23 protein-coding genes are annotated in these 25048 nt (G+C 43.0%); 5 read left to right on the top strand and 18 right to left on the bottom strand.

Features of this window, described 5'->3' with window-relative positions; genetic code table 11:
* The first annotated feature begins 28 nt into the window (after positions 1-28).
* Positions 29-703: an MgtC/SapB family protein gene (locus H6A27_RS00980; RefSeq protein ID WP_204402970.1), complete on the top strand. Its 675-nt coding sequence runs from the start codon at positions 29-31 to the stop codon at positions 701-703.
* A gap of 290 nt (positions 704-993) precedes the next feature.
* Here H6A27_RS00980 and dapA read toward each other — a convergent pair whose 3' ends face one another.
* Positions 994-1887: a 4-hydroxy-tetrahydrodipicolinate synthase gene (dapA, locus tag H6A27_RS00975; protein ID WP_204402968.1), complete on the bottom strand. Its 894-nt coding sequence runs from the start codon at positions 1885-1887 to the stop codon at positions 994-996.
* 101 nt (positions 1888-1988) lie between these two features.
* Entirely contained in the window at positions 1989-4118 is a 2130-nt protein-coding gene (gene ligA / locus H6A27_RS00970) for an NAD-dependent DNA ligase LigA (RefSeq protein ID WP_204507360.1), read from the bottom strand.
* Positions 4119-4283: 165 nt separating this feature from the next.
* Here ligA and trmD point away from each other — a divergent pair, with 165 nt between their 5' ends.
* Positions 4284-4961, top strand: a complete 678-nt coding sequence (gene trmD / locus H6A27_RS00965) for a tRNA (guanosine(37)-N1)-methyltransferase TrmD (protein WP_204402964.1) — start codon at positions 4284-4286, stop codon at positions 4959-4961.
* 115 nt (positions 4962-5076) lie between these two features.
* On the opposite strand, the gene H6A27_RS00960 is transcribed toward trmD, so the two are convergent.
* The 4 genes from H6A27_RS00960 to holA form a co-directional block, all read right to left on the bottom strand.
* Positions 5077-5988 (bottom strand): dihydroorotate dehydrogenase, encoded by a 912-nt coding sequence (locus tag H6A27_RS00960; protein ID WP_204507359.1) that lies wholly within the window; start codon positions 5986-5988, stop codon positions 5077-5079.
* Positions 5976-6752: a dihydroorotate dehydrogenase electron transfer subunit gene (locus tag H6A27_RS00955; protein WP_204402961.1), complete on the bottom strand. Its 777-nt coding sequence runs from the start codon at positions 6750-6752 to the stop codon at positions 5976-5978. The genes H6A27_RS00960 and H6A27_RS00955 overlap by 13 nt, the downstream gene beginning before the upstream one ends.
* A gap of 122 nt (positions 6753-6874) precedes the next feature.
* Positions 6875-7375, bottom strand: coding sequence for a helix-turn-helix domain-containing protein (locus tag H6A27_RS00950; RefSeq protein WP_204507358.1), 501 nt, complete (start codon positions 7373-7375; stop codon positions 6875-6877).
* 672 nt (positions 7376-8047) lie between these two features.
* The gene (gene holA / locus H6A27_RS00945) at positions 8048-9052 is read right to left on the bottom strand and encodes a DNA polymerase III subunit delta (RefSeq protein WP_204507357.1); all 1005 of its coding nucleotides are present in this window, start codon (positions 9050-9052) and stop codon (positions 8048-8050) included.
* Between the two features lie 118 nt (positions 9053-9170).
* On the opposite strand from holA, the gene H6A27_RS00940 reads away from it, so the two are divergent.
* On the top strand, positions 9171-9620 hold the full coding sequence (locus H6A27_RS00940) for a type I restriction enzyme HsdR N-terminal domain-containing protein (RefSeq protein ID WP_204402955.1): 450 nt from the start codon (positions 9171-9173) through the stop codon (positions 9618-9620).
* Positions 9621-9696: 76 nt separating this feature from the next.
* Here H6A27_RS00940 and H6A27_RS00935 read toward each other — a convergent pair whose 3' ends face one another.
* From H6A27_RS00935 to H6A27_RS00905, 7 genes are all read right to left on the bottom strand, one after another.
* Positions 9697-10527 (bottom strand): zinc ribbon domain-containing protein, encoded by an 831-nt coding sequence (locus tag H6A27_RS00935; RefSeq protein WP_204402953.1) that lies wholly within the window; start codon positions 10525-10527, stop codon positions 9697-9699.
* Between the two features lie 4 nt (positions 10528-10531).
* Positions 10532-11368 carry a Nif3-like dinuclear metal center hexameric protein gene (locus H6A27_RS00930; RefSeq protein ID WP_204507356.1) on the bottom strand — a complete coding sequence of 279 codons (837 nt, stop codon included), beginning with the start codon at positions 11366-11368 and terminating at the stop codon, positions 10532-10534.
* A gap of 215 nt (positions 11369-11583) precedes the next feature.
* Entirely contained in the window at positions 11584-13074 is a 1491-nt protein-coding gene (gene proS / locus H6A27_RS00925; protein WP_204507355.1) for a proline--tRNA ligase, read from the bottom strand.
* 90 nt (positions 13075-13164) lie between these two features.
* Positions 13165-14343 carry a DUF6057 family protein gene (locus H6A27_RS00920; RefSeq protein WP_204507354.1) on the bottom strand — a complete coding sequence of 393 codons (1179 nt, stop codon included), beginning with the start codon at positions 14341-14343 and terminating at the stop codon, positions 13165-13167.
* Between the two features lie 2 nt (positions 14344-14345).
* Positions 14346-16370 (bottom strand): alpha amylase C-terminal domain-containing protein, encoded by a 2025-nt coding sequence (locus H6A27_RS00915; RefSeq protein WP_204402941.1) that lies wholly within the window; start codon positions 16368-16370, stop codon positions 14346-14348.
* Positions 16371-16528: 158 nt separating this feature from the next.
* Positions 16529-17653, bottom strand: a complete 1125-nt coding sequence (locus H6A27_RS00910; RefSeq protein WP_204507353.1) for a phosphatidylinositol-4-phosphate 5-kinase — start codon at positions 17651-17653, stop codon at positions 16529-16531.
* A 25-nt stretch (positions 17654-17678) separates the two neighbouring features.
* The gene (locus H6A27_RS00905) at positions 17679-18962 is read right to left on the bottom strand and encodes a M16 family metallopeptidase (protein WP_204507417.1); all 1284 of its coding nucleotides are present in this window, start codon (positions 18960-18962) and stop codon (positions 17679-17681) included.
* A gap of 106 nt (positions 18963-19068) precedes the next feature.
* Between H6A27_RS00905 and H6A27_RS00900 the strand changes: the two genes are divergently transcribed.
* Positions 19069-19440, top strand: coding sequence for a 2-amino-4-hydroxy-6-hydroxymethyldihydropteridine diphosphokinase (locus tag H6A27_RS00900; protein ID WP_204507352.1), 372 nt, complete (start codon positions 19069-19071; stop codon positions 19438-19440).
* A gap of 2 nt (positions 19441-19442) precedes the next feature.
* On the opposite strand, the gene rfbA is transcribed toward H6A27_RS00900, so the two are convergent.
* Positions 19443-20324 carry a glucose-1-phosphate thymidylyltransferase RfbA gene (gene rfbA / locus H6A27_RS00895; RefSeq protein ID WP_204507351.1) on the bottom strand — a complete coding sequence of 294 codons (882 nt, stop codon included), beginning with the start codon at positions 20322-20324 and terminating at the stop codon, positions 19443-19445.
* Positions 20325-20391: 67 nt separating this feature from the next.
* Positions 20392-20961 (bottom strand): dTDP-4-dehydrorhamnose 3,5-epimerase, encoded by a 570-nt coding sequence (gene rfbC / locus H6A27_RS00890; protein WP_204507350.1) that lies wholly within the window; start codon positions 20959-20961, stop codon positions 20392-20394.
* Between the two features lie 117 nt (positions 20962-21078).
* Here rfbC and H6A27_RS00885 point away from each other — a divergent pair, with 117 nt between their 5' ends.
* On the top strand, positions 21079-22284 hold the full coding sequence (locus tag H6A27_RS00885) for an acyloxyacyl hydrolase (RefSeq protein ID WP_204507349.1): 1206 nt from the start codon (positions 21079-21081) through the stop codon (positions 22282-22284).
* Positions 22285-22360: 76 nt separating this feature from the next.
* Here H6A27_RS00885 and H6A27_RS00880 read toward each other — a convergent pair whose 3' ends face one another.
* The 3 genes from H6A27_RS00880 to H6A27_RS00870 all read right to left on the bottom strand — a co-directional run bounded on the left by H6A27_RS00880 (position 22361) and on the right by H6A27_RS00870 (position 24809).
* Positions 22361-23236 (bottom strand): Rpn family recombination-promoting nuclease/putative transposase, encoded by an 876-nt coding sequence (locus H6A27_RS00880; protein ID WP_204507348.1) that lies wholly within the window; start codon positions 23234-23236, stop codon positions 22361-22363.
* Positions 23237-23442: 206 nt separating this feature from the next.
* A complete protein-coding gene (locus H6A27_RS00875; protein WP_239469517.1) occupies positions 23443-23637 on the bottom strand; it encodes a nucleotidyltransferase domain-containing protein in 195 nt (64 codons plus the stop codon).
* A gap of 287 nt (positions 23638-23924) precedes the next feature.
* Positions 23925-24809 carry an Rpn family recombination-promoting nuclease/putative transposase gene (locus tag H6A27_RS00870; protein ID WP_204507347.1) on the bottom strand — a complete coding sequence of 295 codons (885 nt, stop codon included), beginning with the start codon at positions 24807-24809 and terminating at the stop codon, positions 23925-23927.
* Positions 24810-25048 lie beyond the last annotated feature (239 nt).

Below are 25048 nucleotides of genomic sequence, written 5' to 3'. Positions count from 1 at the left end.
TTATATTTGTGTGTAAGCATGATTGATTATGGAAATGTACACAGAATTTATCATAAGGCTGGTAGTAGCCAGCCTTATGGGAGTTATTATAGGACTGGAGAGGGAGTATCGCTCAAAAGAAGCGGGCTATAGGACTCATTTCCTGGTAGCCTTGGGCAGTGCGCTGATGATGATTGTATCGCAATATGGTTTTTCCGATGTGCTTGAAACGGATCTTGTAAGGCTTGACCCAAGCCGTATTGCTTCCCAGGTTGTGAGCGGAATAGGTTTTATAGGGGCAGGCACGATAATATTGCTCCGGAAACAGATAGTACGCGGTCTGACCACTGCTGCGGGTATATGGGCCACATCGGGTATCGGACTTGCCATAGGAGCCGGCATGTACGTCATGGGAATTACGGGCACAGTGCTTTTTCTCATAGGTGTGGAAGTCCTGAACTATTTCTTTAAAGGTATAAGCCTGAGGAGCATGATTGTGGAATTTTCTACCCATGATCAGGATTCGCTGAAAAAGATTTCCGCATTGTTCAGTTCTAAGAATTTTATAATCAGTTCCTACGAAATGGAAGATAAAACAGATTCCAACGGCAATCCTGTTCATTATGTCACTATGGTAGTAAAAGCCAAGAACATGAATGAAGAAGGAATATTGCTGATGTTGCTGCATGATTTTCCGGAAATTTCTGTTCGTAGAATTGTTTGACTGAAGAATACGCGCGGGTTATTATTAAAACGCCTTGACATTTTACTCCAAACGCCTTGATGTTTTGGGTAAAATGTCAAGGCGTTTTCCATTAGGAATATATTTGATTGAAGTCGATGAATTTGATTCCTCTGTTCAAATGTACGGAATTTGTATAATCGGTATTATGTTTAATTAGAATTATGGAAATTTATATAGACCTTCCCTTTTTTCAATATTTAATGAAAAAAAATATCCGGCACGCAAATTCAGAATCTACGACCGGATATTACTATCTAAGCTTATCAGATTTAGCATTTGACTTTCAACCCTTCGAGTACCTTACGCATTTCTTCGTAAGTTGTGATTCTTGTAGGGACCAACGGCAGCCTCAGTCTGTTTTCTATCATACCCATCATGCTGAGCATCGCTTTTACGCCTGCAGGATTTCCGTCAACGAAAAGAAGCTTGAACAGTTCTGTAAACTGGTGATGTATAGCCAATGCGCTGTTATAGTCGCCAGCCAATGCAAGTCTTGTCATACGGCTGAATTCTTTAGGAAACGCGTTACCTATCACGGAAATCACTCCTACGGCTCCAAGTGTGATTAGAGGGAATGTTATTCCGTCGTCACCGGAGATTACGTCGAAGTTCTCCGGTTTCTTCTTTATTATCTCGTCCATTTGCGAGATGTCGCCTGAAGCTTCCTTGATTGCTACGATATTGTCGAAATCATGAGCAAGTCTTAGAGTTGTAGCGGCAGTCATATTTACACCTGTACGTCCGGGAACATTGTATAGCACTATAGGAAGTTTTGTAGATTGTGCTATTGCCTTATAGTGCTGGTAAATTCCTTCCTGCGATGGTTTATTATAATAAGGTACTGCAATAAGCAATGCATCTACCCCTGTCATATCATCGTTCTTGATTGTGTCTATCACAGTCTGAGTACAGTTGCTTCCAACTCCGAGAAGTATTGGAACACGTCCGTTAACTCTCTCTATTACAAGCGATTTTATCTTCTTTTTTTCTTCAGCTGTCAATGTTGGTGTTTCTGCTGTCGTTCCTAATACACAGAGAAAATCTATACCGTTCTGCACCTGGTATTCAACTAACCTCAGCAGCGAATCGTAGTCAACGCTTCCGTCTTCTTTGAATGGCGTGATTAGTGCCACTCCCATTCCTTTCAATCTTTTTCGTATCATAATTTAATGAATTCCTCGTTTGTGAGTTACAAAAGTACTAATATTTTCGTTTAAAACTATATTTATATTACTTTTTTTGGTTATGTAGATGAAATTTTGAATTAAAATAATTCCAGTTGTATGTTCTTATTGTCATTTTTAGGCTTTTTCCCAACAACTTCCGTTACAGAATTCCCGGCTTGTGTTTCTTCTGTCGTGTTTGTTTCCTCAACAGCCTTATCCTCACTGGTTGCAATAAGTGACAGGAATTCGTTCTCATTCATTATCTTGATTCCTAACTTTTGTGCTTTTTCAAGTTTGCTCGGGCCCATATTTTCACCCGCAAGTATAAAACTTGTTTTCTTTGAGATGCTTCCTACATTCTTTCCGCCGTGCTTCTCTATGATGTCCTTGTACTCGTCCCTTGAATGGACTGCGAACACTCCGCTTATCACAATGGACTGTCCTTCAAGTATGTTCGACAATACGGCTGTTTCTTGGGCATCCATCTCCATTTTCAGTCCTGCGGCTTTCAGTCTTGCCACCAGTTCACGGTTTTTCCCGCTACTGAAGAAGTGCATGATGCTTTCGGCTATTTTCTCTCCTATCTCGTCTATTGCCATCAGCTCTTCTTTTGTGGCTGTCATCAGGGCGTCAATATTTTTTATCGAACGTGCCAGCTTTTTTGCCACTGTCTCGCCCACAAATCTTATTCCGAGCGCAAACAGTACTCTCTCGAAACCGACCTGTCTCGATGCTTCAAGGCCAGCCATAATGTTCTGGGCAGATTTTTCTCCAAATCTCTCCAGCCGTGCTATTTCCTGCTCATTCAGTGAATACAGGTCGGCAGCATTGCCTATCATGCCTTCCTGATAGAACAGGTCCACTGTTTCAGGTCCCAACCCTTCTATATTCATTGCCTTCCGGCTGATGAAATGCTCTATCTTGCCTTTTATCTGTGGAGGACAGGAGTCTTCGTTTGTACAGTAATGTGCGGCTTCATCATCGAATCGTGTGAGTGGTTCACCGCATTCAGGACAATGTGTGATGAACCTTACAGGCTCGCTGCCTGGAGTCCTTGAAGCTATATCCACTCCCGTGATTTTTGGGATTATCTCGCCGCCCTTTTCCACATACACCATGTCTCCCTCGTGCAAGTCCAGACTTTCTATGATGTCTGCGTTATGAAGTGATGCTCTTTTCACTATCGTTCCCGAAAGTTGCACAGGGTCGAGGTTTGCCACGGGTGTTATTGCTCCTGTACGCCCTACCTGGTATGTCACTTTCTGAAGCTTTGTAAGGGCCCGTTCTGCCTGGAACTTGTATGCTATTGCCCATCGTGGCGATTTGGCTGTATATCCCAGGTTCTTCTGCTGTCTGATGGAGTTTACTTTCAGCACTATACCGTCAGTTGCTACAGGCAGGTTCTTCCTTTCCGTGTCCCAGTAGTTTATAAAGTCGAACACCTCCTGCAGGGTCTTCACCTTACGCATTGTATCCGATATTTTGAATCCCCATTTTCGGGCTTCCTGCAGGTTTTCGTAGTGTCCGTCGCATGGCAGGTTGTCGCCCAGCAGATAGTACAGGTATGCGTCAAGTTTTCTGGATGCCACTACAGATGAATTCTGTTGTTTAAGAGTACCAGAAGCTGCGTTCCTCGGGTTGGCGAAGAGAGGTTCTTCACGTGCCTCACGTTCCTTGTTGAGCTTTTCAAACACTTCCCACGGCATTAGGATTTCGCCTCGTATTTCGAACTCCTTAGGATAGTTGTCGCCTTTCAGAATCAGAGGGATTGTGCGGATGGTCTTCACGTTGTTTGTCACATCGTCGCCTTTCACCCCGTCGCCACGCGTCACGGCACGTACCAGTTTGCCGTTCTCGTATGTAAGAGAGATGGAGGTGCCGTCGAATTTCATCTCGCAGCAGATTTCGAAATCCTCGTTCAGCGATTTCCTTACCCTTTCGTAAAAGTCCGTAACCTCCTCTTCAGAATAAGTATTGCCCAACGAAAGCATAGGATATTTGTGTTCCACCTGTACGAAATCTTTGTTGATGTCGCTTCCCACTCTCATTGTAGGCGAGTTCTCGTCGTATGTTTCGGGATGTTTGGCTTCGAGGTCCTGCAGTTCGCGCATCATACGGTCAAACTCGATGTCGCTTATCACAGGCGCGTTCAATACATAGTAATTATAGTTATGTGCGTGAAGTTCTTCACGCAGCTGGTATATTCTTTCAATTTCGGGATTTGTCATAATATTTACGATGTTAGTAATGCAAAATTAGCAAAAAAACTCATCCTGCCGCTATATGTACGGATGATAATGTGTATTTTTGCACAAAGTTAAAGAAATGACTTCAGTAACTTCTTTAACTTCTCTAACTTCCATAACTTCACTAACTACTATTTTAAACTATATATGAGAATAGACATTATAACCGTTTTGCCTGAGATGATCGAAGGCTTCTTCAACTGCTCGATAATGAGCCGCGCGCAGAAAAAAGGTATTGCGGAGATTCATATCCACAATCTGCGCGACTATACTCTTGACAAATACCGCCGTGTTGACGATTATCCTTTCGGCGGATGTGCCGGCATGGTGATGAAGATAGAGCCTATCGACCGTTGTATCTCAGCTCTTAAGGAACAGCGTCATTATGATGAAATAATCTTTACAAGTCCCGATGGTGAGAAGTTCGACCAGCCTATGGCCAACACTCTTTCTCTGAAGGAAAACCTCATAATCCTTTGCGGCCACTTCAAGGGTATAGACTATCGCATACGCGAACATTTCATCACTAAGGAGATAAGTATAGGCGACTATGTGCTTACCGGTGGAGAGCTTGCCGCTGCTGTCATCACCGATGCAATAGTACGTATCATCCCCGGAGTTATTTCCGACGAGCAATCCGCATTGTCCGACTCTTTCCAGGACAATCTTCTTGCTCCTCCTGTATATACCCGCCCTGCCGAATATAATGGCTGGAAAGTGCCCGATATCCTGCTTTCAGGTCATGAGGCCAAGATTCGTGAATGGGAATTCCAACAGTCGCTGGAACGCACCAAACGTCTGCGTCCGGACTTGCTTAAGGATTAACAAAAATCCCGTGAAACATTCAGTGATTGCTTCACGGGATTTTACTTTATTTACTGTATTACTCTACCTTCTTAACTTCTCTACCTTCTTAACTTCTCTACCTTCTTAACTTTTCTCATACCTCCAGTGCCCCGATAATCTCCTTAACCGAAGAATATCCGTGACGTTCCAGATAGTCGTTTATACCTTCAGCCACTTTCACTGTAATGGCAGGGTCAATGAAGTTAGCCGTACCTATCTGAATAGCAGTAGCACCCGCAAGCATGAACTCCACAGCGTCACGCCAGTTCATTATACCGCCCAGTCCGATTACAGGAATCTTCACGGCTTTAGCCACTTGCCATACCATTCTAAGAGCGATAGGTTTCACAGCAGCTCCACTCATACCGCCTGTGATTGTCGATAGTACAGGTTTGCGCTTTTCTGCGTTGATTGCCATACCCAGCAGAGTGTTGATAAGCGACACGCTGTCCGCACCTGCATCTTCAGCCGCACGAGCTATCTCTGTAATATCTGTCACGTTAGGCGAGAGCTTCACGATAAGAGTCTTCTTGTAAACATCTCTTACTGCTTTCACGACCTCTGAAGCGCCTTTTGCTGTTACTCCGAAAGCCATACCTCCCTGTTTCACGTTAGGGCATGAGATGTTCAACTCTATAGCCGGAATGTTTTCCAGTTCGTTGATGATACGTGCTGTTTCCGCATAGTCTTCTATCTGCGAACCGGACACGTTTACTATCATATTGGTTTTGATATCCTTGATTTTCGGATAGATATTATCAACGAAATAGTGTACACCCTTATTTTGCAATCCTACGGCATTAAGCATACCCATCGGAGTTTCTGCCATACGCGGGTATGGATTGCCTTCGCGATGGTGCAGTGTTGTACCTTTCACAATAATACCACCTATTTTCTCCAGGTCCACGAAATCTTCGAATTCCAGACCATAGCCGAAAGTTCCCGATGCAGTCATCACCGGATTAGCCATATTCAGCTTGCCAATGTTTACGCTTAAATCTGCCATAATAGTTTCTTATAATTAAATACCGGACCTTCTTTACATACACACACGTGACCTTCCTGGGTGTTCTCCACGCAGCACAGACATGCGCCTACACCGCATGCCATTGTGTTCTCCAATGACACCTCACATTCTATGCCGTTTTCTTTGGCATATTTTGCCACTGCCATCATCATAGGTTTCGGACCACAAGTATATATCATGTCGAACTTTGTAGTCTTCAAAATGCTGTGCATTGTCACATAACCTTTTTCACCTGCCGAACCGTCTTCTGTGGTAGTATATACATCACCCAAAGCCTTGAATTCTTCCAACTGCAGAAGGTCATTGGCAGAGCGTGCTCCCAACAGGAAAACAGGTTTGCAACCCATCTTCTTAAGAGCTTCGCCCATGTAAAGCATAGGAGCAGTTCCCACACCTCCGCCTACCAGCAGAAGTTTCTTTTCAGTATTTTCAGGCATTGAGAATCCATTGCCCAGAGGAAGGACTACATTCACTGTGTCGCCTTTTTCCACAGTAGCGAGTTTCCTTGTACCGTCGCCAACGAGTTGTACAAGGAACCATACTTCGTTATTTGCGTGGTCAACATAGTTTATTGAAATCGGACGTCGCAGGAATGTGGTGTTCGAACCATCGATGCGTATTTCTGCAAACTGTCCTGGAAGCATTTCAGGAAGTGGTTTGTCCTGTGTCAGCTTGATGAGAACATAGTTGTCGTGCAGACGCGTGTTCTCAGTTACAGTCAAATCTAAAATGTATTTTTTCATAAAAAACCGGATAAAATCGTTTTGTAATGCAAAGATAGTGCAAACCGAGTGAAGTACAAAGTGAAAACATGGTTTTCGACTTTTAATTCCGAGGTGCAGCAGGTGTAGCCTCTCTGCAAAATTTACTTGCTGTCCGGTTTGAATACCTCGAAAGTGCCGTTATCATAGAAAATTCTTATTTCAGTAATTTTCGGTGCAGGTTTTTCTATGTATCTAACTTGTTCTTTTTCAGTCTCTTTATGCATGTTTACAGGCGTTTCAGACGGCTTCTCCTTGCGAAAATCAATATAAAACTGCCTGTTGCCCGTATTTTCCGGATTCTCATCACTTTCAATCATGGGCAAATTGTTATCCTGATTGAAATCTGAACTGTTGTCATACACGTTCTTTATGGGAGTATCGCTTTCTGCATCGTTAATGTACATATTTCCTTCTCCGTACAAAATCCAGTTCAGGTTTAATGACGGAAATGCTTTGTGAATACGTTTTACCACATCCAGGCTCGGATTGTTTCTTCCACTGAATATATGTGATAATGATGATGTAGAAATTCCTATTTTATCTGCGAAATCAGCATTGCTTAATCCTGCCGAACGCATGATTTGGATAATCCTGTCCTTCATTTACAAATGGAATTATAGTTTTTATTTCGTTACAAAGGTAAAGATAAGATTTTACAAAAACAAATTAACAAGAATAAATGTAAATATTACAAATGTAATAACAACTGTTGATGATATACAATTGTTCGCGTTTACAAGTGTATATTGATTAAATAAATTATTCATATAATACAGCTAATAAATTGATTATATGTGAGTTATACTATGATATAAATGTATATTGTGTCCGTATTGGTTCTATTTTGCTGTTACAAGTTCTTCTTTTTAAAGCTTATTCCAGACATATATATGTAAAGTGCTGGTAATTAGTATATTATTCTTTATATATATTGTATGTAAATATATACATTTACATTGGTAAACAGCTTGTCAGGTGATATATTACAACCATTCCTCCTACCCTTTTACATTTGTATAGTCAGTTACAAATATGCATATTGTTGCTCTGCTTTATACAAATGTCATGTGATTACATTTGTAATTTTACATTAGTAAGCCTTAAGCTGTGTTATAAATGTAAATTGATATATTGCTTTTTCGTGAAATCGCTGAGAATTGAAAATTTGCGTACAATTGTAATCTTGTCCATAAATTTTAAATTCTCATGCCCATTTGTAAAGACACAAAAAAAGCCCTATCTTATGATAGAGCTTTATACAAATGTATGATAAATCAATGTAGAATGAAATAGACGAGTTCTCTGAGGATTTCTCCTTGTGATAGTGTTACATTACCTATTCCTTTTGATCGTGCGTCAGAGAGCCTTATTTGAGTTATTATGTTCATTACTTTCATTCCTGTATATGCTCTCATTCCTGCGATGTACTCTTTAGCCTGCCATGTCGATTTAAGTCCTAAGTATGCGGCTACACCGTTTTCTGTACGTTCCGGTGCATAATATGCCACCATAAGATTCGAAAAATAGTTGAACAGTAGAGCTAATGTAGGCTGTAAAGGATTGTTCTTTGGGTTGTCATTGAAGTATTTCACTATTTTGTTGGCCTTTAGTATGTCTTTAGTGATTAGAGCGCTTTTAAGCTCAAAATTGTTGTAGTCCTTGCTGATGCCTATGTTCCTTTCTATTTCTGTCGGAGTGACTCTGTTTTGGCCCTTAGGTAATGTGATTACCAGTTTGTCGAGTTCGCCTGCCAGCCTGTTCAGGTCATTGCCCACGAAATCCGCCATCATTTCGGCTGCTTTGTCTTCTATCTCCACTTTCTTTCTTTTCATATATGCGGTGATGAATCCTGGCAACATGGCTTCTTTTAGTTTCTTCGATTCAAACAAAACTCCTGTCTTGTCTATCTCTGCAACTATCTTTTTCCGTTTGTCCAGTGTCCCGTGCTTGTAACAGAATACCAGTATTGTAGATGCCAAAGGTTTCTGCAGATAAAACGAAAGATCATCCCATGCCCTGAGGTTCTGAGCTTCCTTTACCACCACCACCTGGTGTTCCGACATCATAGGGTATCGCTTCGCGTTGTTCACTATGTTAGCCATGTCTGTATCCAGACCATACATTATTGTCAGGTTGAATTCCCTTTCGTTTTCGTCAAGGGATTTCTCTACAATATAGTCTGAAATTCTGTCAATGTAGTAGTCCTCTTCACCCATTAGCAGATATACCGGTGCGAACTTTCCGTTTTTAATGTCTCTGGCTATATCTTCGTAAGTCATGATTCTTGTAAATTATTGCGTGCTTGTTTTAGCGTTTCGTCTCGTTTTATTAATTTTGTCCGTGATAAATTTCCGTTACAAATCGTTTCGGACAGAACTATTAATGCAAATATACGAAATGTTATCATTAAACCTGCCATCCGCACCTCTTAAAATTGCCGACCGTAACGGTAAGAAATATGTATTCGATGTTTTACGAAAGAAATACGTTGCGCTTACCCCTGAGGAATGCGTCCGTCAGCATTTTGTCCATTATCTTATTAACGGACTCGGATATCCGGTCGGACTTCTTGCCAACGAAGTGAGCATAAAGCTTAACGGCACGGCCAAGCGTTGCGACACAGTTCTCTTTTCCTCCTCACTTTCACCACGGATGATTATTGAATACAAGGCTCCGGATGTAAATATTTCTCAACAAGTTTTCAATCAGATTACCCGATATAACATAGTTTTGAAGGTTGATTACCTTATTGTTACCAATGGTATGACTCATTATTGTTGCAAGGTTGATTACGAGACAGGTCGATGCATTTTCCTTCCTTCAGTTCCCCTGTACAGTGACTTGTGAAAAAAATACAGGACCGTACATGTAGCTTAAAGCATTCATGTTACGGTCCTGTCCTGAATATTAAGAATTCACTTGTTTAATCCTCTTGGCTTGAGGCAGCTCTTCTTCTTGTCGTTTTTGGAGCTTCCTTAACTTCTGTGTCTGTTGGGGCTACACCTGCCAGTTCCTGGTCAACCATGATTCTACCGCAGTATTCACAAACGATGATTTTCTTTCTCATTTTGATGTCCAACTGTCTCTGGGCAGGTATTTTGTTGAAGCAACCTCCACATGCGCCTCTCTGTACGTAAGTGATGCCGAGTCCGTTTCTTGAGTTGCTTCTGATACGTTTGAAAGCCTGAAGCAATCTTGGTTCTATACCGCTTTCTATAGCCTTTGCGTTTTCTCTCAGTTTTTCTTCTTCCTGTTTAGTCTCGGCTACTATTTCTTCCAGTTCGTTTTTCTTGTCTTCAAGGTCTTTTTTTGTTTCTTCAAGAGCGTTCTGGCTTTTCACTATCTCTTCTTCCTTGGCCTTGATTGAAGCGTTTGCTTCCTTGATTCTTTTTTCGTTAAGTTCCACTTCCAGCGACTGGAATTCTATTTCTTTAGTCAGCACGTCATATTCACGGTTGTTTCTTACGTTGTCCTGCTGAGCTTTGTACTTTTCGATAGAAACTTTTGCTGTTTCGATGTCTATTTTTCTTGTTGCGACATTTTGTTTCAGTTCTTCTATCTCAGCTTTGATTTTTTCGATACGAGTGTTCAAACCCGATATTTCGTCTTCCAAGTCTCTAACTTCAAGTGGCAATTCCCCTCTGAGGGTTTTTATTTTATCCATTTCAGAAAGTATGGTCTGCAATTTGTAAAGAGATTTAAGTTTCTCTTCAACACTGATTTCAGAAAGGTCTTTTTTTGCTTCTTTAGCCATAGTTTTATAAATATTTAATTGGGTTCGTATTAATTCTGGTCATTTCAGTTCTCAGCGACGGGAATTTCCTGTTCAGGAGGTCCTGAATGATTTCTTTAGTATATTGTTCACTTTCGTAGTGTCCTATTTCTGTTGCCAGTATTTTGTTTTCGTAGTAGAAATAGTCATGATATTTTATTTCGCCGGTGACGAAAGCATCGGCATGTACCTTTGTCGCTCTGTCCATTAGGAATGCTCCGGCTCCACCACATATTGCGACTTTCGAGATAAGTCTTCCCGTCAGCTTCGTATGCTTTACGCATCCGGCTTCAAACGTTTTCTTTACGTGTTTCAGGAATTCCGTTTCTGTCATAGGTTCATCCAGTTCACCTATAGCTCCCGCTCCTGCTGTCAGCCATTCAGGCTTTTTCGGCTCTTCCTGATCCGCTTTGTCACAATCGCTCTGCTGCAGATATTCTTTAGGCTCAAGCACTCTTACGTTCTTCAGTCCTATCTTTTCTGCTATCTTGTAATTCACGCCGTTCGGAGCGTTATCCAGATTAGTGTGCATCGCATAGATGGCTATTTCGTTTTTGATGGCATCCATTATGCACCTTTCGGTATAGTCTTTTCCGGTAATCGATTTATACCCTCTGAACATTAGAGGATGATGTGCGATAATCAGGTTAAGTCCCTGGTTTATAGCTTCCTCAACCACTTCTTCGGTAACGTCCAAACACAACAAAGCCCCTGTAGCTTCCACGTCTGTCAATCCTACTTGCAGTCCGGCATTGTCGAATCCGTCTTGCAGAGGCAGAGGCGCGAATATCTCAAGGGCATCTAATATTTCCTTAATTTTCATATTTGCGAATAAATTCACTGCAAAAATAAAAACAAAGAAGCTTGTGTAAGTTATGATAAGAAAAAAATTAGGATTTTTTTATATGGGTTAAGATGAATAAGGGGTTGAGCTTATAAAGTATTATAGAAGTTAAGGAATTTAAAGAAGTTATAGAAGTTAAAGAGGACATTCTCTATCTTCTTTACCTTCTATAACTTCTCTAACTTCTTCTCCAATCAATATGCTCTTGCAAACAATACTCTTCTTGCCGATGGTTTGCCTGTAACCATATCCACACCCGGAGTAAGGCTTTCTTCGTCGGCTTCGAAAGGCAGACATCTGATTGTGGCCTTAGTTTCGTCCTTGATTCGCTCTTCTGTTTCAGTTGTACCGTCCCAGTGAGCAAGGATGAATCCGCCCTTTTCAATCTGTTCCTTGAATTCATCGTAAGTATCCACTTTCACGATATGCTCGTTTCTGTACTTAAGAGCCTTCTGGTAGATATTGTTCTGGATATCCTCAAGCAGGTTCTTTACATATTCTTCTATGCCGTCGCATGAACGGGTTTCTTTCTCCAGAGTATCACGACGCATAACCTCCATAGTGTTGTTTTCCAAGTCTCTTCCACCCATAACAAGTCTTACAGGCACACCCTTCAGCTCGTAGTCAGCGAATTTGAATCCCGGACGCTTGTTGTCGGCGTTGTCATATTTCACAGAGATACCCATGCTTCTCAGTTTGTTCACTATGCCGTCAACTTTCTCATTTATCTGGTTCAACTGTTCTTCGTTTTTGTAGATAGGAACGATAACAACCTGTATAGGAGCCAGATGTGGAGGAAGTACCAGACCATTGTCGTCAGAGTGGGTCATGATAAGCGCGCCCATCAGACGTGTAGAAACGCCCCATGAAGTAGCCCATACATAGTCAAGCTTGTTGTTCTTGTCCACAAACTGCACGTTGAAAGCCTTGGCGAAGTTCTGTCCCAAGAAGTGCGAAGTACCACACTGCAGAGCTTTACCGTCCTGCATAAGGCCTTCGATAGTATAAGTGTCCAATGCGCCTGCAAAACGTTCGTTAGCCGATTTCACACCCTTGATTACAGGCACAGCCATGAACTTCTCTGCAAAGTCGCCATATACATGAAGCATCTTCTGAGCTTCAGCTTCAGCCTCTTCTCTTGTAGCGTGAGCGGTATGTCCTTCCTGCCACAAGAATTCTGCAGTACGCAGGAACAGACGAGTACGCATTTCCCATCTCATAACGTTAGCCCACTGGTTACACAGGATAGGCAGGTCTCTGTAAGAGTTAATCCAGTTCTTGTATGTACTCCATATAATAGTTTCCGAAGTCGGTCTGATGATAAGTTCCTCTTCCAGTTTTGCGTTAGGGTCAACGATTACTCCCGATCCGTCCTCGGCGTTTTTCAGTCTGTAGTGAGTTACCACGGCACATTCTTTTGCAAAGCCTTCCACGTGTTCAGCTTCACGGCTCAGATATGATTTAGGGATTAGCAGTGGGAAATATGCGTTTACGTGTCCTGTTGCCTTGAACATATCGTCCAGCTGTCTCTGCATTTTTTCCCAGATAGCATATCCGTAAGGTTTTATTACCATACATCCTCTCACAGGCGACTGTTCTGCCAGATCCGCCTTAACCACGAGGTCATTATACCATTGTGAATAGTTTTCACTTCTTTTGGTAAGTTCTTTCAGTTCTTTAGCCATAGCTATTTATAATTTGTTTTTTATAATGTTCAAAATGAGTTGCAAAATTAATAAAAAAAGCGCACAGTATCCCCCTGTACGCCAAAAAAGTTATTCCTGATAGTCATAATACCACAGGAAAGTATCTCCGAATTCCATTCTCATTCTGTTCCTTTCCTCGTCCTTCGATTTATAGAAGTCCTTCTGCCTGTATCTGTACCTTTCCAACATTTTGTGGCAGACGCTGTCCTTGTCATCTATCTCAAAGTTCCATTGCGGATATTTTTCCTTATACATCAGAGCCGCCTCCTTGAAATACCTTTTCAGTGAGTCTCCCTTAATGTCAAAATCCTTCAGTGCCTTGGCATACCCGTCAATGTCCTTTTCCAGCATCAGTCCGGCCATATAGTACAATCTTGCGTTATAATAGCAGGTATCTCCCCTGTATGCCAACCTTTTCAGGTAATCCATTTTCCTTTCTCCAGGCATCGGTCGCTCTCCCAGAAAGCTGTATATGGAATCATTTGTATATCTTAATGTTTTTGTAGGGTCATCATCAAAGAACAGACCGTTCTCTTTATAGTATTGAGGGAATTTGAAAAGCATTTCGCCTGTATCTTCTTCTTTAGTCATGGCCAGCATCCTCAGTGCCGTCATTGTCCGTGTAGCTTTCAGCGATTTGCCTGCCACTTTCAGCGCCTCTGCGTTATTGTCTTTCGCGATAAGGTTTTCCATTCTCAGTTCATTGTGCATGTATCTGTCTGTATTTCCAAGACAAACTGTACCTATCGACATTATTAACATCAGCGTGATGTTCCATATCAGACCATTTGTCAGTTCAACGGCTGTCTGGTCTTTTATTCTCATGGCCTTTCTTATTGCCACTACAACGATAACGAAAGCCACGGTCAGCAGTGGCATCAGCCACCACCAGATATATGAGTTACAGTCAGTGTATAAGTCCCTTCCGAAAGCTGTCATTGTTACGAGCCCTAAAAACGAGGGCAGATAAGCCAGAGCGCTGAGATTTCCTCTTAATTTCATCAGAAGATTTAGTCCCCATCTCATTATCAGCAATATTGTAATAATGATAATGGTGGCTGGGATAATGTTGAAATCTTTGTTTCCTTTGGATATCGAGCAATGTACCGCTTCGATAAGGTCATTTTGGAAATAGATTAAATATACGGTAGAAAAAACAATAAACAAGACTCCGCACACTATATTTATAAAGCGTGCGGCAGTCTTGTCATTTCTTCTATAGTTATTATTGTTGTTTAACCAGTGCATATTTATTTAGTCACCCTTTTCAGGACAACTGCGGTCCTTGCAGGCAGATAAAGTTTAAGCCATTCTTTCTTTTCCTTGGCATATAAAGGATCGGCACAGGTGAAGTGTGTTATGGTATCGTCATTGAATCCGAAACCTCCGAAATCTTTGCTGTCAGTATTCAATACCACTTCGTAAGCACCTCTCGGAACAAGGAAACCGTAGTCGGTAAACGATTTTGTAGGGTTGAAGTTAAACACGAAAACAAGATCTTTTCTTCTGTAGGCCAATACCTGGTCGCCGTCATTATGCCATATTTCCACTACATCTGTCTTCTGGATATTTTTCACGCTCTTGATTGTTTCCACCATTTTTTGGTCGAAGTCACCGAGGTAGTGATAGCATAATTCTTTATTGTCCACGAGGTTCCACTGTCTTCTTGCATATTTGTACGACCATCCGTTACCTTCTCTTGGGAAGTCAATCCATTCCGGATGACCGAATTCGTTACCCATAAAGTTCAGGTAACCGCCGTTAATTGTTGAGGCAGTCAGCAGTCTTATCATTTTATGCAGTGCGATACCTCTTTGTACTACACCGTTTTCGTCACCCTTCTTGAAGTGCCAGTACATATCGGCGTCGCAAAGTCTGAATATTATAGTTTTGTCGCCCACTAATGCTTGGTCATGGCTTTCGCAATATGAAATTGTCTTTTCATCCTTTCTTCTGTTTGTAACTTCCCAGAACAAGCTTGAAGGTTTCCAGTCCTCATCTCTTCTTTCCTTGATTATTTTAATCCAGTAGTCAGGAATATTCATTGCCATTCTGTAGTCGAATCCATAGCCTCCGTCTTCGAATGGAGCTGCGAGTCCGGGCATACCTGAAACTTCCTCTGCAATAGTGATTGCTCTTGGGTTTACAGTATGAATAAGTTTGTTCGCCAAAGTCAGATAGCATATTGCGTTATCATCCTGATGGCCGTTATAGTAGTCTCCGTAGTTACAGAAAGCCTCTCCCAGTCCGTGGCTGTAATACAGCATTGATGTCACACCGTCAAATCTGAATCCGTCAAACTTGAACTCCTCAAGCCAGTATCTGCAGTTTGAAAGCAGGAAGTGCAGCACCTGGTTCTTTCCGTAGTCAAAGCATAAAGAGTCCCATGCCGGATGTTCTCTTCTTCCGCCCTGGTAGAAATACTGGTTAGGGTCGCCTGCGAAGTTACCGAGTCCTTCCACTTCATTTTTTACAGCGTGTGAGTGTACTATATCCATGATAACCGCAATACCCATCTGGTGAGCGGTATCAATCAGCTGTTTCAGTTCGTCCGGAGTACCGAATCTTGATGATGGAGCGAAGAAGCTTGATACGTGATATCCGAAACTTCCATAGTAAGGATGTTCCTGTATAGCCATAATCTGAATACAGTTATATCCGTCCTTTGCTATTCTTGGCAGGATTTTTTCTCTGAATTCATTGTATGTGCCCACCTTTTCTTCATCCTGGGCCATACCGATATGGCATTCATATATCAGCAGAGGTCCCACATTTGGTATGAACACTTTCTTTTTGAATTTGTAAGGTTTTGCCGGGTCCCATACCTGAGCGCTGAATATTTTGGTATTTTCGTCCTGTACTACTCTTGTGGCCCATGCAGGGATACGTTCACCGCATCCGTTGCTCCAATACACTTTCAGTTTGAACAGGTCACCATGTTTCATGGCCTTGGCCGGAAGCTCAATTTCCCAGTTTTCTGTTTTTTTGATTTTAGTCAACTGGTATTCAGGAGTTTCCTTCCATCCGTTGAAATCACCAACCAGATATATCGCAGTAGCATTCGGGGCCCATTCCCTGAGAACCCATTTTACTGTTTTTCCTTCTTTGATTTTGTGTAATCCAAAATACAGATGTCCGGATGCAAAATCTTCAAGTGAGCATCTTCTTGTTAATTCCTTTTCTTTGTTAATAACCATTCCGTGTCTTCCGTTAATGGCGTCTGCGTATGGTTCCAACCAAGGGTCATTGCTGATAATATTCAAGACTTTATCCATAATCTATGGTTTTATGCTTATAGTTATTGTTTTATGCTAATTATAAAACATAATATTAGATAATAATATGTTTATTTACGCACAAAAATACATTAATTTTTCAAGAAAAGAAAAAATAATTAAAAAAAACATCCTCAGGAAATTATTTTCATCATATTTTATAATTTTTTATCATCCAGTAGTCTTCCATTCTTAAAAGTTCCTTTTCTGATAACTTTTCCTTCGGCATTTTTTTCAACAAAGTCTCCGTCTTTTTTTCCGTTTTTAAATTCACCTTCGAATATGGTTCCGTCCTTTTCAGTGATGGTTCCCTTCCCGTGCTCCTTTCCTTTTACGAATTCACCGGTATAGACCGATCCGTCTGTCATTTTCAGTTTTCCTTTTCCGTCGGCCATGTTGTTTTTCCATTCACCTTCGTACACATCGCCGTTTGCCCACACATATTTGCCTGTTCCGTTCCTTTCATTATCTTTCCAATGTCCGGTATATACGGCTCCGTTTGCCCATTTGAATGTTCCCTTGCCTTCCTGTTTGCCGTTGTTGAATTCACCCCTGTATATATCTCCGTTAGGGTAAGTATATACTCCGTGTCCTGTTCTTTCGCTGTTGGCATATTGTCCTTCATATTTTTCTCCGTTATGGAAGTAATATACCCCCTTCCCGTCCTGGACGTCGTTTTTCCACTCGCCTATGTATTTGTCGCCGTTTGTATATACGAAAGTGCCTGTGCCGTGTCTCAGTCCGTTTTTCCATTCGCCGTCATATTTTGATCCGTCTTCCCAGGTCATGCTTCCTTTCCCGTCTTTCAGGTCATTCTTCCATTCCCCGTTGTAAACTGCGCCTCCTGCCCAGACATACTTTCCCGTACCGTTTCTTTTGCTTTCGCTCCATTCGCCTTCGTATTTGTCGCCGTTGTAGTAGTCCATTATCCCCTGTCCTTCCTGCATATCGTCCATCCACGAGCCGTTATACATGTTGTTGTTGGCGAAATAATAAGTGCCTGTACCCTGCTTCATGTCGTTGTTCCAGTGACCTATATACCTTTCTCCTCTATTCAGCATCATCGTACCTTCGCCTTCTCTTTTGCCTTTCACGTATTCTCCTTCGTACATGTCTCCGTCGGGATATACCGTTCTGCCTATGCCGTTCGGCTTTCTGCCTTTCAGCTGTCCGGTATATTCAGCTCCGTTTTTAAACTTGTAGTATCCCACGGACAGTTGTGCTTCCACCGTTCCGCACGCAATCATCATGCACAATGCAATGCCATATATTCTGAAATTCATTCCTTAAAATCTTTTATTTTGTATATTATACATTACCTGCCACTATCTCCACCATTCTGTTCCAGTCGAGATATTTTTCGGCCAGTTCCTTTATTCTTTTTTCCGTGATATTTCTTATCGATTCAACCGATTTGTCGAAGAAATCCTCTTTAGCCCCGGCTGTAAGCACATATATCCATGCGTCAGTCACAGACAGAGTATTTTCGTATGCCCTGCACAAATCTCCCAACATATAGTTTTTCACCATGTTGAGTTCTTCTTTCGAAGCCTCCGTGCTTTTCAGCAGGTCAATTTCGTTCCTTACCTCCCTTATCACGTCCTCCACGTATTCGTTGGCCGTTTCCGTGCTGATTATAAGCACACTGTTTTCCGGATATGTCACAATGCCCGACGCTATACCGTAGGTGTATCCCTTGTCCTCTCTGATATTCTTCATCAGTCTGCTGCCAAAGTATCCGCCCATCATGGTTGTCAGTACCTTCAGGTCATGAAAATCCTCGTGCAATCTGTCCGGCATGAAACATCCTATCTTCACCGAACTCTGCATGCCGTCCTTCTTCTCTACGGTTACCCTTTTCCGCGCCATACCCCTCGGCTCCGGTATTACAGGTCTTGCCATATTCCTGTTATCTCCCCACGGAGATTTCCCGAAACATTCTTCTATGCGTTCCACAACCTTGTCGGTCACCTTGCCGGCTACAAATATCGTACAGTTGTCCGAGCAGTAGTTGTCTCTATAGAAATCCTTCAGCATATCAGTGCTCAGGTTGTCATAATCCTTCTGTACGGCATACCTTGCCAATGGATGTTCCGGTCCGAAAAGTTCAATGTTCAGCCTTTTTCTCGCCATTACCTCCACCCTTTGCGCGTTTACCAGATAAACCTGTTTGTTCGATTCCGCCACTATTCTCAGTTCCATTTCCGGGAATACCGGGTCCTTCACCATATTGGCAAGCACTTCTACAGTTTTGTCAAAGAATTTTCCTAAAGAGTATAATGTTATGAACCCATTGTTTACCGACGATGACAGATCCAGCCATGCCCCGTAGAAATCCAGCTTCTCCGCAATTTCGGACGAAGTCATCCTTGAGGAACCTTCTCTCAGCATTCTGTTCGTCATCATGGCCTGAAGCGGAAACTTCTGGTTCAGCTGTCCGCTGCCTATTACCAGGTCAAGCTTTACCACATCCTCTGTACCGGTATCTATAATGTTAAGCATCATACCGTTAGGCATGATTTTCTTCACAGGTTTTTGTATGTTGAGTTCGGCTATACAGTTGATAGCCGGCATAACAGTTCTGTCCACTATAAAATATATTATTAATCATTGATATGCAAAATTACTAAGAAATTCATAAATTTGTATGCAAAATAATGCAAAAGAATACAATACCTTTACAAATCCCCTTTCGATTATGAGTACCTGTATGCTATGTTTGGGCTCCAACGATAACCCTTCGGACAATATCTCAGAGGCGGTCACCACCCTCACCCGTATTTTCCCCGACATCCGTTGGGGAGATACCGTAGTAACCACCGCCGAAGGAGTATCATTCCCTGTTCCGGACTATCATAACCGTGCGGCCATATTCACCACCACCATGGATATATCCTCTCTTAAATCTCTATTTAAGGAAATAGAAAAAGCCTGCGGTCGGATTGCAAGTTCCAAATCCACAGGTATTGTACCGCTCGACATCGATTTGCTTCAATACGATGGCGAGGTTCTCAAACCCGAAGATATGGAATCTGCCTACGTCCGTCAGGCCTTATCGACGATACGATAACCCTACCTTCTCTCCTCAATCATCTTCATCAGATACTGTCCGTACTGATTCTTCATCATAGGCTCCGCATTCTTTCTCATCTGTTCATCCGAAATCCAGCCCTTGCGGTATGCGATACCCTCCAGACAAGCTATTTTCAGTCCGGTACGTTTTTCAAGCACCTCTATGTACGTCGAAGCCTCGCTCAGTGAGTCATGTGTGCCCGTATCCAGCCATGCAAATCCTCTGCCTAAAGTCTGTACTCTCAACTCTCCGTCTTTCAGGAAGCTCTGGTTCACCGTAGTAATCTCCAGTTCTCCGCGTGCCGAAGGCTTGATGTTCTTGGCCACTTCCACCACCTTGTTAGGATAGAAATACAGTCCCACCACAGCATAGTTCGATTTCGGCTTCTCCGGTTTCTCCTCTATGCTCAGGCAGTTGCCCTTCTCGTCAAATTCAGCCACCCCGTATCGTTCCGGGTCACTCACCCAATATCCGAAAACGGTAGCTTTGCCTTCCTCCTCTGCCGCTCGTACAGCTTCTTTCAGCATCCCGCTGAATCCTGCGCCGTGGAATATGTTATCTCCTAAAACCATGCATACAGAGTCATTGCCAATAAACTTCTCGCCTATAATGAAAGCCTGTGCCAGTCCGTCAGGCGATGGCTGCTCCGCATATTCAAACCTTACGCCGAACTCGGTACCGTCACCAAGCAGACGTCTGAACCCCGGCAGATCGTATGGAGTCGATATTATCAGAATCTCCCTTATCCCCGCCAGCATCAGTACGGATATAGGATAATAAATCATCGGTTTGTCAAAAATCGGGAGCATCTGTTTGCTCACTCCCTTGGTGATAGGATACAGTCTCGTCCCGCTACCACCCGCTAATACTATTCCTTTCATATTAGTTTATGAGTTTTTGAGTTTTTAAGTTGACGAGATACTAGTTGACTAGTTGACGAGGTTACCATCAATACATCTTCTCATTAAAGTCGAACAGCCATTCCGCATCCTTGAGTCTCGGATGATGCTTGTCCTTTTCACTCAGAATCACTCTGTCAGCAGGGATTTTCCAGTCAATACCTAAGTCCGGGTCATCCCATGCAATTGCCCCTTCCGATTGTGGAGCATAAAAGTTGTCACATTTATATTGGAATATCACCTCCGGAGTTAATACTGAAAAACCGTGTGCGAACCCTCTTGGTACGAAAAACTGTCTGTGATTGTCTTCAGTCAGTTCCACCGCCACATGCTTCCCGAAGGTAGGTGAGCCTTTGCGTATGTCCACCGCCACATCCAGTACCGCCCCCTTAATCACCCTCACCAGTTTGCTCTGGCAGAAAGGCGGTTTCTGGAAATGCAGTCCTCTCAGTACCCCATATTGCGATTTGCTTTCGTTGTCCTGTACGAAATCCACCACTCTCACCTCTCTGAAAAAGTCCCTTTCCGAAAACGATTCGAAAAGATACCCCCTTTCATCGTTGAATATACGCGGCTCGATAATCACCGCACCGTCTATTTCAGTTTTTATTACGTTCATGTCTAAATCCTTTTCTACTCTACAAAAATACCATTAATTCCCGATATAGCCAAGTTGCTGTTAAAAAAGAGCATTGTAAAGAAAAAAATATTAACTTTGCTTTCAAACGAATACAAAATGCGAAAACAAATCATCATACTGCTATTATCGCTTACGGCTCTGATGTCCGTACAGTCAGCCATCGCACAGAACATTACCGGCAATCTCTCCTACGGAGCGGGTTACGGATACGGCAAGCTCATTCCCGGCGACAAATTCGGCAAGGACCTTATCCGTACCAATGGTTTCCGCAGTTATAATCTCAGTGTCACATATCGGGCCGACAGTCTCACAGCTACACCATACGACCTTACTTTCGGTCATCCCGGCTTGGAGACAGGCATAATCCTTGCCGATTATACCGGTTCATCCCTCGGACGCCCCAATCGCGATTATACCTCACGTATAGGCTATATCATTGGACTTTATGGCAAGTTCAACCGCGACCTGCTCAACACCGGTGTTTTCCGCCTCGGATATTCAATCTCCAATGGCATAGGCTATTGCACCCGTCCATATTCCGCCACTACGAATATCGACAATGAGTTTATCGGTTCCCCGTTTTCCATTTATTTTTCCACCGGACTATATGCCGCCTGCCGTTTCCACCCCAATTTCGAAATCATGGCCGAAGCCGGTCTGCGCCATTTCTCCAATTCAGCCTTAGGCCGTCCCAATAAGGGAGCCAATACCGTAGGCATAACAGTCGGGTTGAAATACTATCCTGAAGCCCTGGAAATACCATCCTACAGGCCATACCACAGGACCACTGTCCCGAAAGGATTCTGGTTTGACATCAGTGCGGGCTGTAATCTCCATACCATGATAGAAACCTGGTACCTTCACCAGTCCAATCCCACAGGTGTCCCCGCCCGCTTCCCTGTGCGTCCGTCCTTTGCCTCGTCCCTTGCCGCAATGTACCGCTACCATCTCAAGTTCAGTTCAGGAATAAGCCTCGACTATATGTATGCCGGCTATTATGCCGAAGCCTCACGAATAGACAGCGATAAAGGAGTTACCGGCTACAGCTACAACCCCCATGTCCTTGGCGTTTCCCTCCGTCACGAAGTCCGCTACCGCAATGTAGCCCTCAATGTAGGTTTAGGCTGGTATCTGCGCCGTCGTCTTGGCCAGATGGGCGAAACCATGGCAAAACCCTATTACGAAACCATAGGCTTGCGCTATTACATACCTTCCACTCCACTCTATCTCAGCTATAATGTCCATGCCCATCTTTTGAGGGCCGATGCCATGCAGTTCAATATCGGATATTGCTTAAGATAGGCCGAAATGAGTATTTGTACCGAAAAAACACTACCCTGACTGATATGGGGGAACCAGCTTCCTTCCGTCACACTATCTATAACCTGTTAATCTCCTCAGTAGTAAGTCCTGTTGCGGCCTGAATCTGTTCAGTAGTCAGTCCCAGCGATTTCAGGTTGCGTGCTACTGTGGTAATTCCTTCCGCACGACCTTCCGCACGACCTTCCGCACGACCTTCCGCACGACCTTCCGCACGCTCCGTCTTTATATTGTCACGCAGAATCACGATATTGTCCAGATGCTTGTAGTACGCCTTCAGTTCCTCACGGCTCATGCGGTCCAGTTTCAACTGTTCCTTCACAGTTTCCAGTCCCGGAGCAGTAGCATGTTCAGGCACATTTCCCGTGTTCAGATAATAAATCCATTCCTCCAGCGGAGTGGTAGCCACCCTGTTGAAGTCGTTCACCTTGAGGATATAATATTCCGGATATAGCTGGCTCACCTTGTCCACCTTGAACGTCTGTTTCTGGAAAGGACTCAGCTCCAGCACGTCCCCTTCGTGAACACCTATGAATTCCGTCTTACCATGATACACGAAATCCTTTCCGTGTCCCAGCGAGAAATACACAATATTAACGCTATACACCTTTCGCACATTCTCGTATCCCTCACCCCGGTTGATATACTCCGTCACCAGTTTCGACGCTCCGAACAGCATACGCTGGAAATACGCGAACTCGTTGTTGTTCTGCACCTCTATCAGTACCAGTTCCCCTTTCGAATTCTCCGCCAGCATATCCACACGGTTGTACTTGTCAAATTCATCCTCCTGGTTGCTCTCGCTTTCCAGCAGTCTGTGTATGGTCACCTTCTCTTCCAGCAGAGTGGTTAGCAGTCCTTCCAGCACCGCATAATTGGCCTTGTTGCGCAGCAGTCGCTTCATAGCCCAGTCAAAACGGATATAATTTTCCATACAGTTCTTGAGTTTATAAGTTATGTTTATTCCTCGCTATAAAACCTTTTCATTAGTTCTCTATATATTTCCAGCAGAAGATCAGTTTTGTTAATCAATTCATTTATAGCCTGTACCACTTCCTGATCGTCTATAGGATAGTCATGAGCTATCTCGTTTCTGAGTTCACGTACATATACGTTCTCTTATTTCTTTTTCTCTTTCTGTCATTGCAGTAAAATACCTTTAGATAAAGCCTCACGAGCTACAACAGATGTTTCGTGATCGCCGATAATGTCTATTTTCTGGTCTCCAAGCAGTTCTTTCAGTCTGGCAGCCATTCGTATTCTTTTCAGTATTCCTCCATTGCTTTGAGGTGTACGCAAAAGAAGGTCTATGTCGCCGCGCGCGTTTATTATCATCGGTGCGTGACCCGAAGAGATATACTTTTACCCCTTTGCCGTATATCTCATTAGCTACTTTCAGTATTGTTTCTATTTCCTTTCTGCTCAAACGCATACTTTATTTTTACAAATACTCTTTGTACAAAAGAAATCAAATTCTTTCTAAAAACCAAATATCCACTATAAAAAAACGAAAAATTCCCCCACACCCGTCATCTCTGACTGATATGGGGGAACCAGCTTTCTTCCGTCACATGACATTTAAATATATTTCATCAATGTCATGAAGTTAAGGAAGTTATATCCTACAGCCCCTCTATTTCCTCAGCAGTAAGTCCTGTTGCGGCCTGAATCTGTTCTGTAGTCAGTCCCAGCGATTTCAGGTTGCGTACTATTGCGTTTTTTTCTTCACGCCATTTCGCTTCAGTTATTTCAATTCCCTGCGCTATGCCTTTTTCAATGCCCTGTGCCATGCCTTTTCTTTCCGCATCACTTACTATGGTCTTCTCCACCCTTACGGCATCCCAGAAATCATCATATCCCAGCAGTTGCGCATCGCTGAAAGCCGATTCCTGGATTTGTGTCACGGCCTTCTTTATTTCCGGATTGTCCATCAGTTCCTTAGGAATTTCCCGCGTATTCTCGTCTATCTCCGTAAGATACCTCAGCCATAGCACGTGCATCTTCTTCTGGCTGAAAGTCTGCGGTTTGAATTTCGGAAGTTCCACGAACACGAACCTCAGTCCGTCTATCACCCTGTCTGTCTTTTCCATGCACACAATCCTGTAGTCGTGATAATAGCTCTCCATTTCCGGTTCGAACACATCGTTCACCAGGTTCAGCGAATAAACCGGCTGCAGCAGCTCATACTTCTCCCTGCCGTTGAGTTGCCTTACGTATGCCTTAGACGCGTTGAACAGCACTCTCTGCATGAAAGCCGGAGACCACAGCATCTGCATCTCCACTATGAATTGCCTTCCTCTTCTGTCCTTGCATCTCACGTCCACTATACTGTTTTTCTTCAGCGGAGTGTCCGGCACCAGCTCTGCGGGCAGATACTCCACTTCACTTATCTCCTCTTCAGGAGTCTCGAACGGCAGCAGTGCATTCAGCAGGCTGCGTACCAGGTCAGGATGTTCGCCAAACACTTTCTTGAATGTCAGGTCCGCTTTAGGATTCAAATATCTCATAACCGTAATAGTTTTATTCCACCAGATACAAAATTACGTAAAAGTTTCCGTAAAACCAAAAGGTTCCCTTTTATTACTTCACAATCCACCTCTCCACATTCCTCTTCTCATAGCTGAAGTTCACACCCACCTTCACCAGCTTCCTTCCGTCACATAATATCTAAATATATTTCATCAATGTCATGAAGGCATTCTTCACATGCTTGTTCGGGAACCCCAGCTTGTAGATATTCGATTTC

It is taken from the genome of Bacteroides caecigallinarum, from assembly GCF_016902295.1.
GTDB lineage: Bacteria > Bacteroidota > Bacteroidia > Bacteroidales > Bacteroidaceae > Phocaeicola > Phocaeicola caecigallinarum_A.
The sequence above is the reverse complement of the archived record's forward strand: the minus strand, read 5'-3'. Positions and strand labels throughout refer to the sequence as shown.

Bases quoted from the DNA above. Each gene is read 5' to 3' on its own strand.
- rfbC (WP_204507350.1), bottom strand. From the start codon at position 20,961: ATGAACGTAATAAAAACTGAAATAGACGGTGCGGTGATTATCGAGCCG.
- holA (WP_204507357.1), bottom strand. From the start codon at position 9,052: ATGACTTACGAAGATATAGCCAGAGACATTAAAAACGGAAAGTTCGCA.
- trmD (WP_204402964.1), top strand. From the start codon at position 4,284: ATGAGAATAGACATTATAACCGTTTTGCCTGAGATGATCGAAGGCTTC.
- H6A27_RS00930 (WP_204507356.1), bottom strand. From the start codon at position 11,368: ATGAAAATTAAGGAAATATTAGATGCCCTTGAGATATTCGCGCCTCTG.
- H6A27_RS00950 (WP_204507358.1), bottom strand. From the start codon at position 7,375: ATGAAGGACAGGATTATCCAAATCATGCGTTCGGCAGGATTAAGCAAT.
- H6A27_RS00875 (WP_239469517.1), bottom strand. From the start codon at position 23,637: ATGATAATAAACGCGCGCGGCGACATAGACCTTCTTTTGCGTACACCT.
- H6A27_RS00880 (WP_204507348.1), bottom strand. From the start codon at position 23,236: ATGGAAAATTATATCCGTTTTGACTGGGCTATGAAGCGACTGCTGCGC.
- H6A27_RS00920 (WP_204507354.1), bottom strand. From the start codon at position 14,343: ATGCACTGGTTAAACAACAATAATAACTATAGAAGAAATGACAAGACT.
- ligA (WP_204507360.1), bottom strand. From the start codon at position 4,118: ATGACAAATCCCGAAATTGAAAGAATATACCAGCTGCGTGAAGAACTT.
- H6A27_RS00870 (WP_204507347.1), bottom strand. From the start codon at position 24,809: ATGAGATATTTGAATCCTAAAGCGGACCTGACATTCAAGAAAGTGTTT.
- H6A27_RS00955 (WP_204402961.1), bottom strand. From the start codon at position 6,752: ATGAAAAAATACATTTTAGATTTGACTGTAACTGAGAACACGCGTCTG.
- H6A27_RS00960 (WP_204507359.1), bottom strand. From the start codon at position 5,988: ATGGCAGATTTAAGCGTAAACATTGGCAAGCTGAATATGGCTAATCCG.
- H6A27_RS00980 (WP_204402970.1), top strand. From the start codon at position 29: ATGGAAATGTACACAGAATTTATCATAAGGCTGGTAGTAGCCAGCCTT.
- dapA (WP_204402968.1), bottom strand. From the start codon at position 1,887: ATGATACGAAAAAGATTGAAAGGAATGGGAGTGGCACTAATCACGCCA.
- proS (WP_204507355.1), bottom strand. From the start codon at position 13,074: ATGGCTAAAGAACTGAAAGAACTTACCAAAAGAAGTGAAAACTATTCA.
- H6A27_RS00915 (WP_204402941.1), bottom strand. From the start codon at position 16,370: ATGGATAAAGTCTTGAATATTATCAGCAATGACCCTTGGTTGGAACCA.
- H6A27_RS00885 (WP_204507349.1), top strand. From the start codon at position 21,079: ATGCGAAAACAAATCATCATACTGCTATTATCGCTTACGGCTCTGATG.
- H6A27_RS00910 (WP_204507353.1), bottom strand. From the start codon at position 17,653: ATGAATTTCAGAATATATGGCATTGCATTGTGCATGATGATTGCGTGC.
- H6A27_RS00900 (WP_204507352.1), top strand. From the start codon at position 19,069: ATGAGTACCTGTATGCTATGTTTGGGCTCCAACGATAACCCTTCGGAC.
- H6A27_RS00940 (WP_204402955.1), top strand. From the start codon at position 9,171: ATGTTATCATTAAACCTGCCATCCGCACCTCTTAAAATTGCCGACCGT.
- rfbA (WP_204507351.1), bottom strand. From the start codon at position 20,324: ATGAAAGGAATAGTATTAGCGGGTGGTAGCGGGACGAGACTGTATCCT.
- H6A27_RS00935 (WP_204402953.1), bottom strand. From the start codon at position 10,527: ATGGCTAAAGAAGCAAAAAAAGACCTTTCTGAAATCAGTGTTGAAGAG.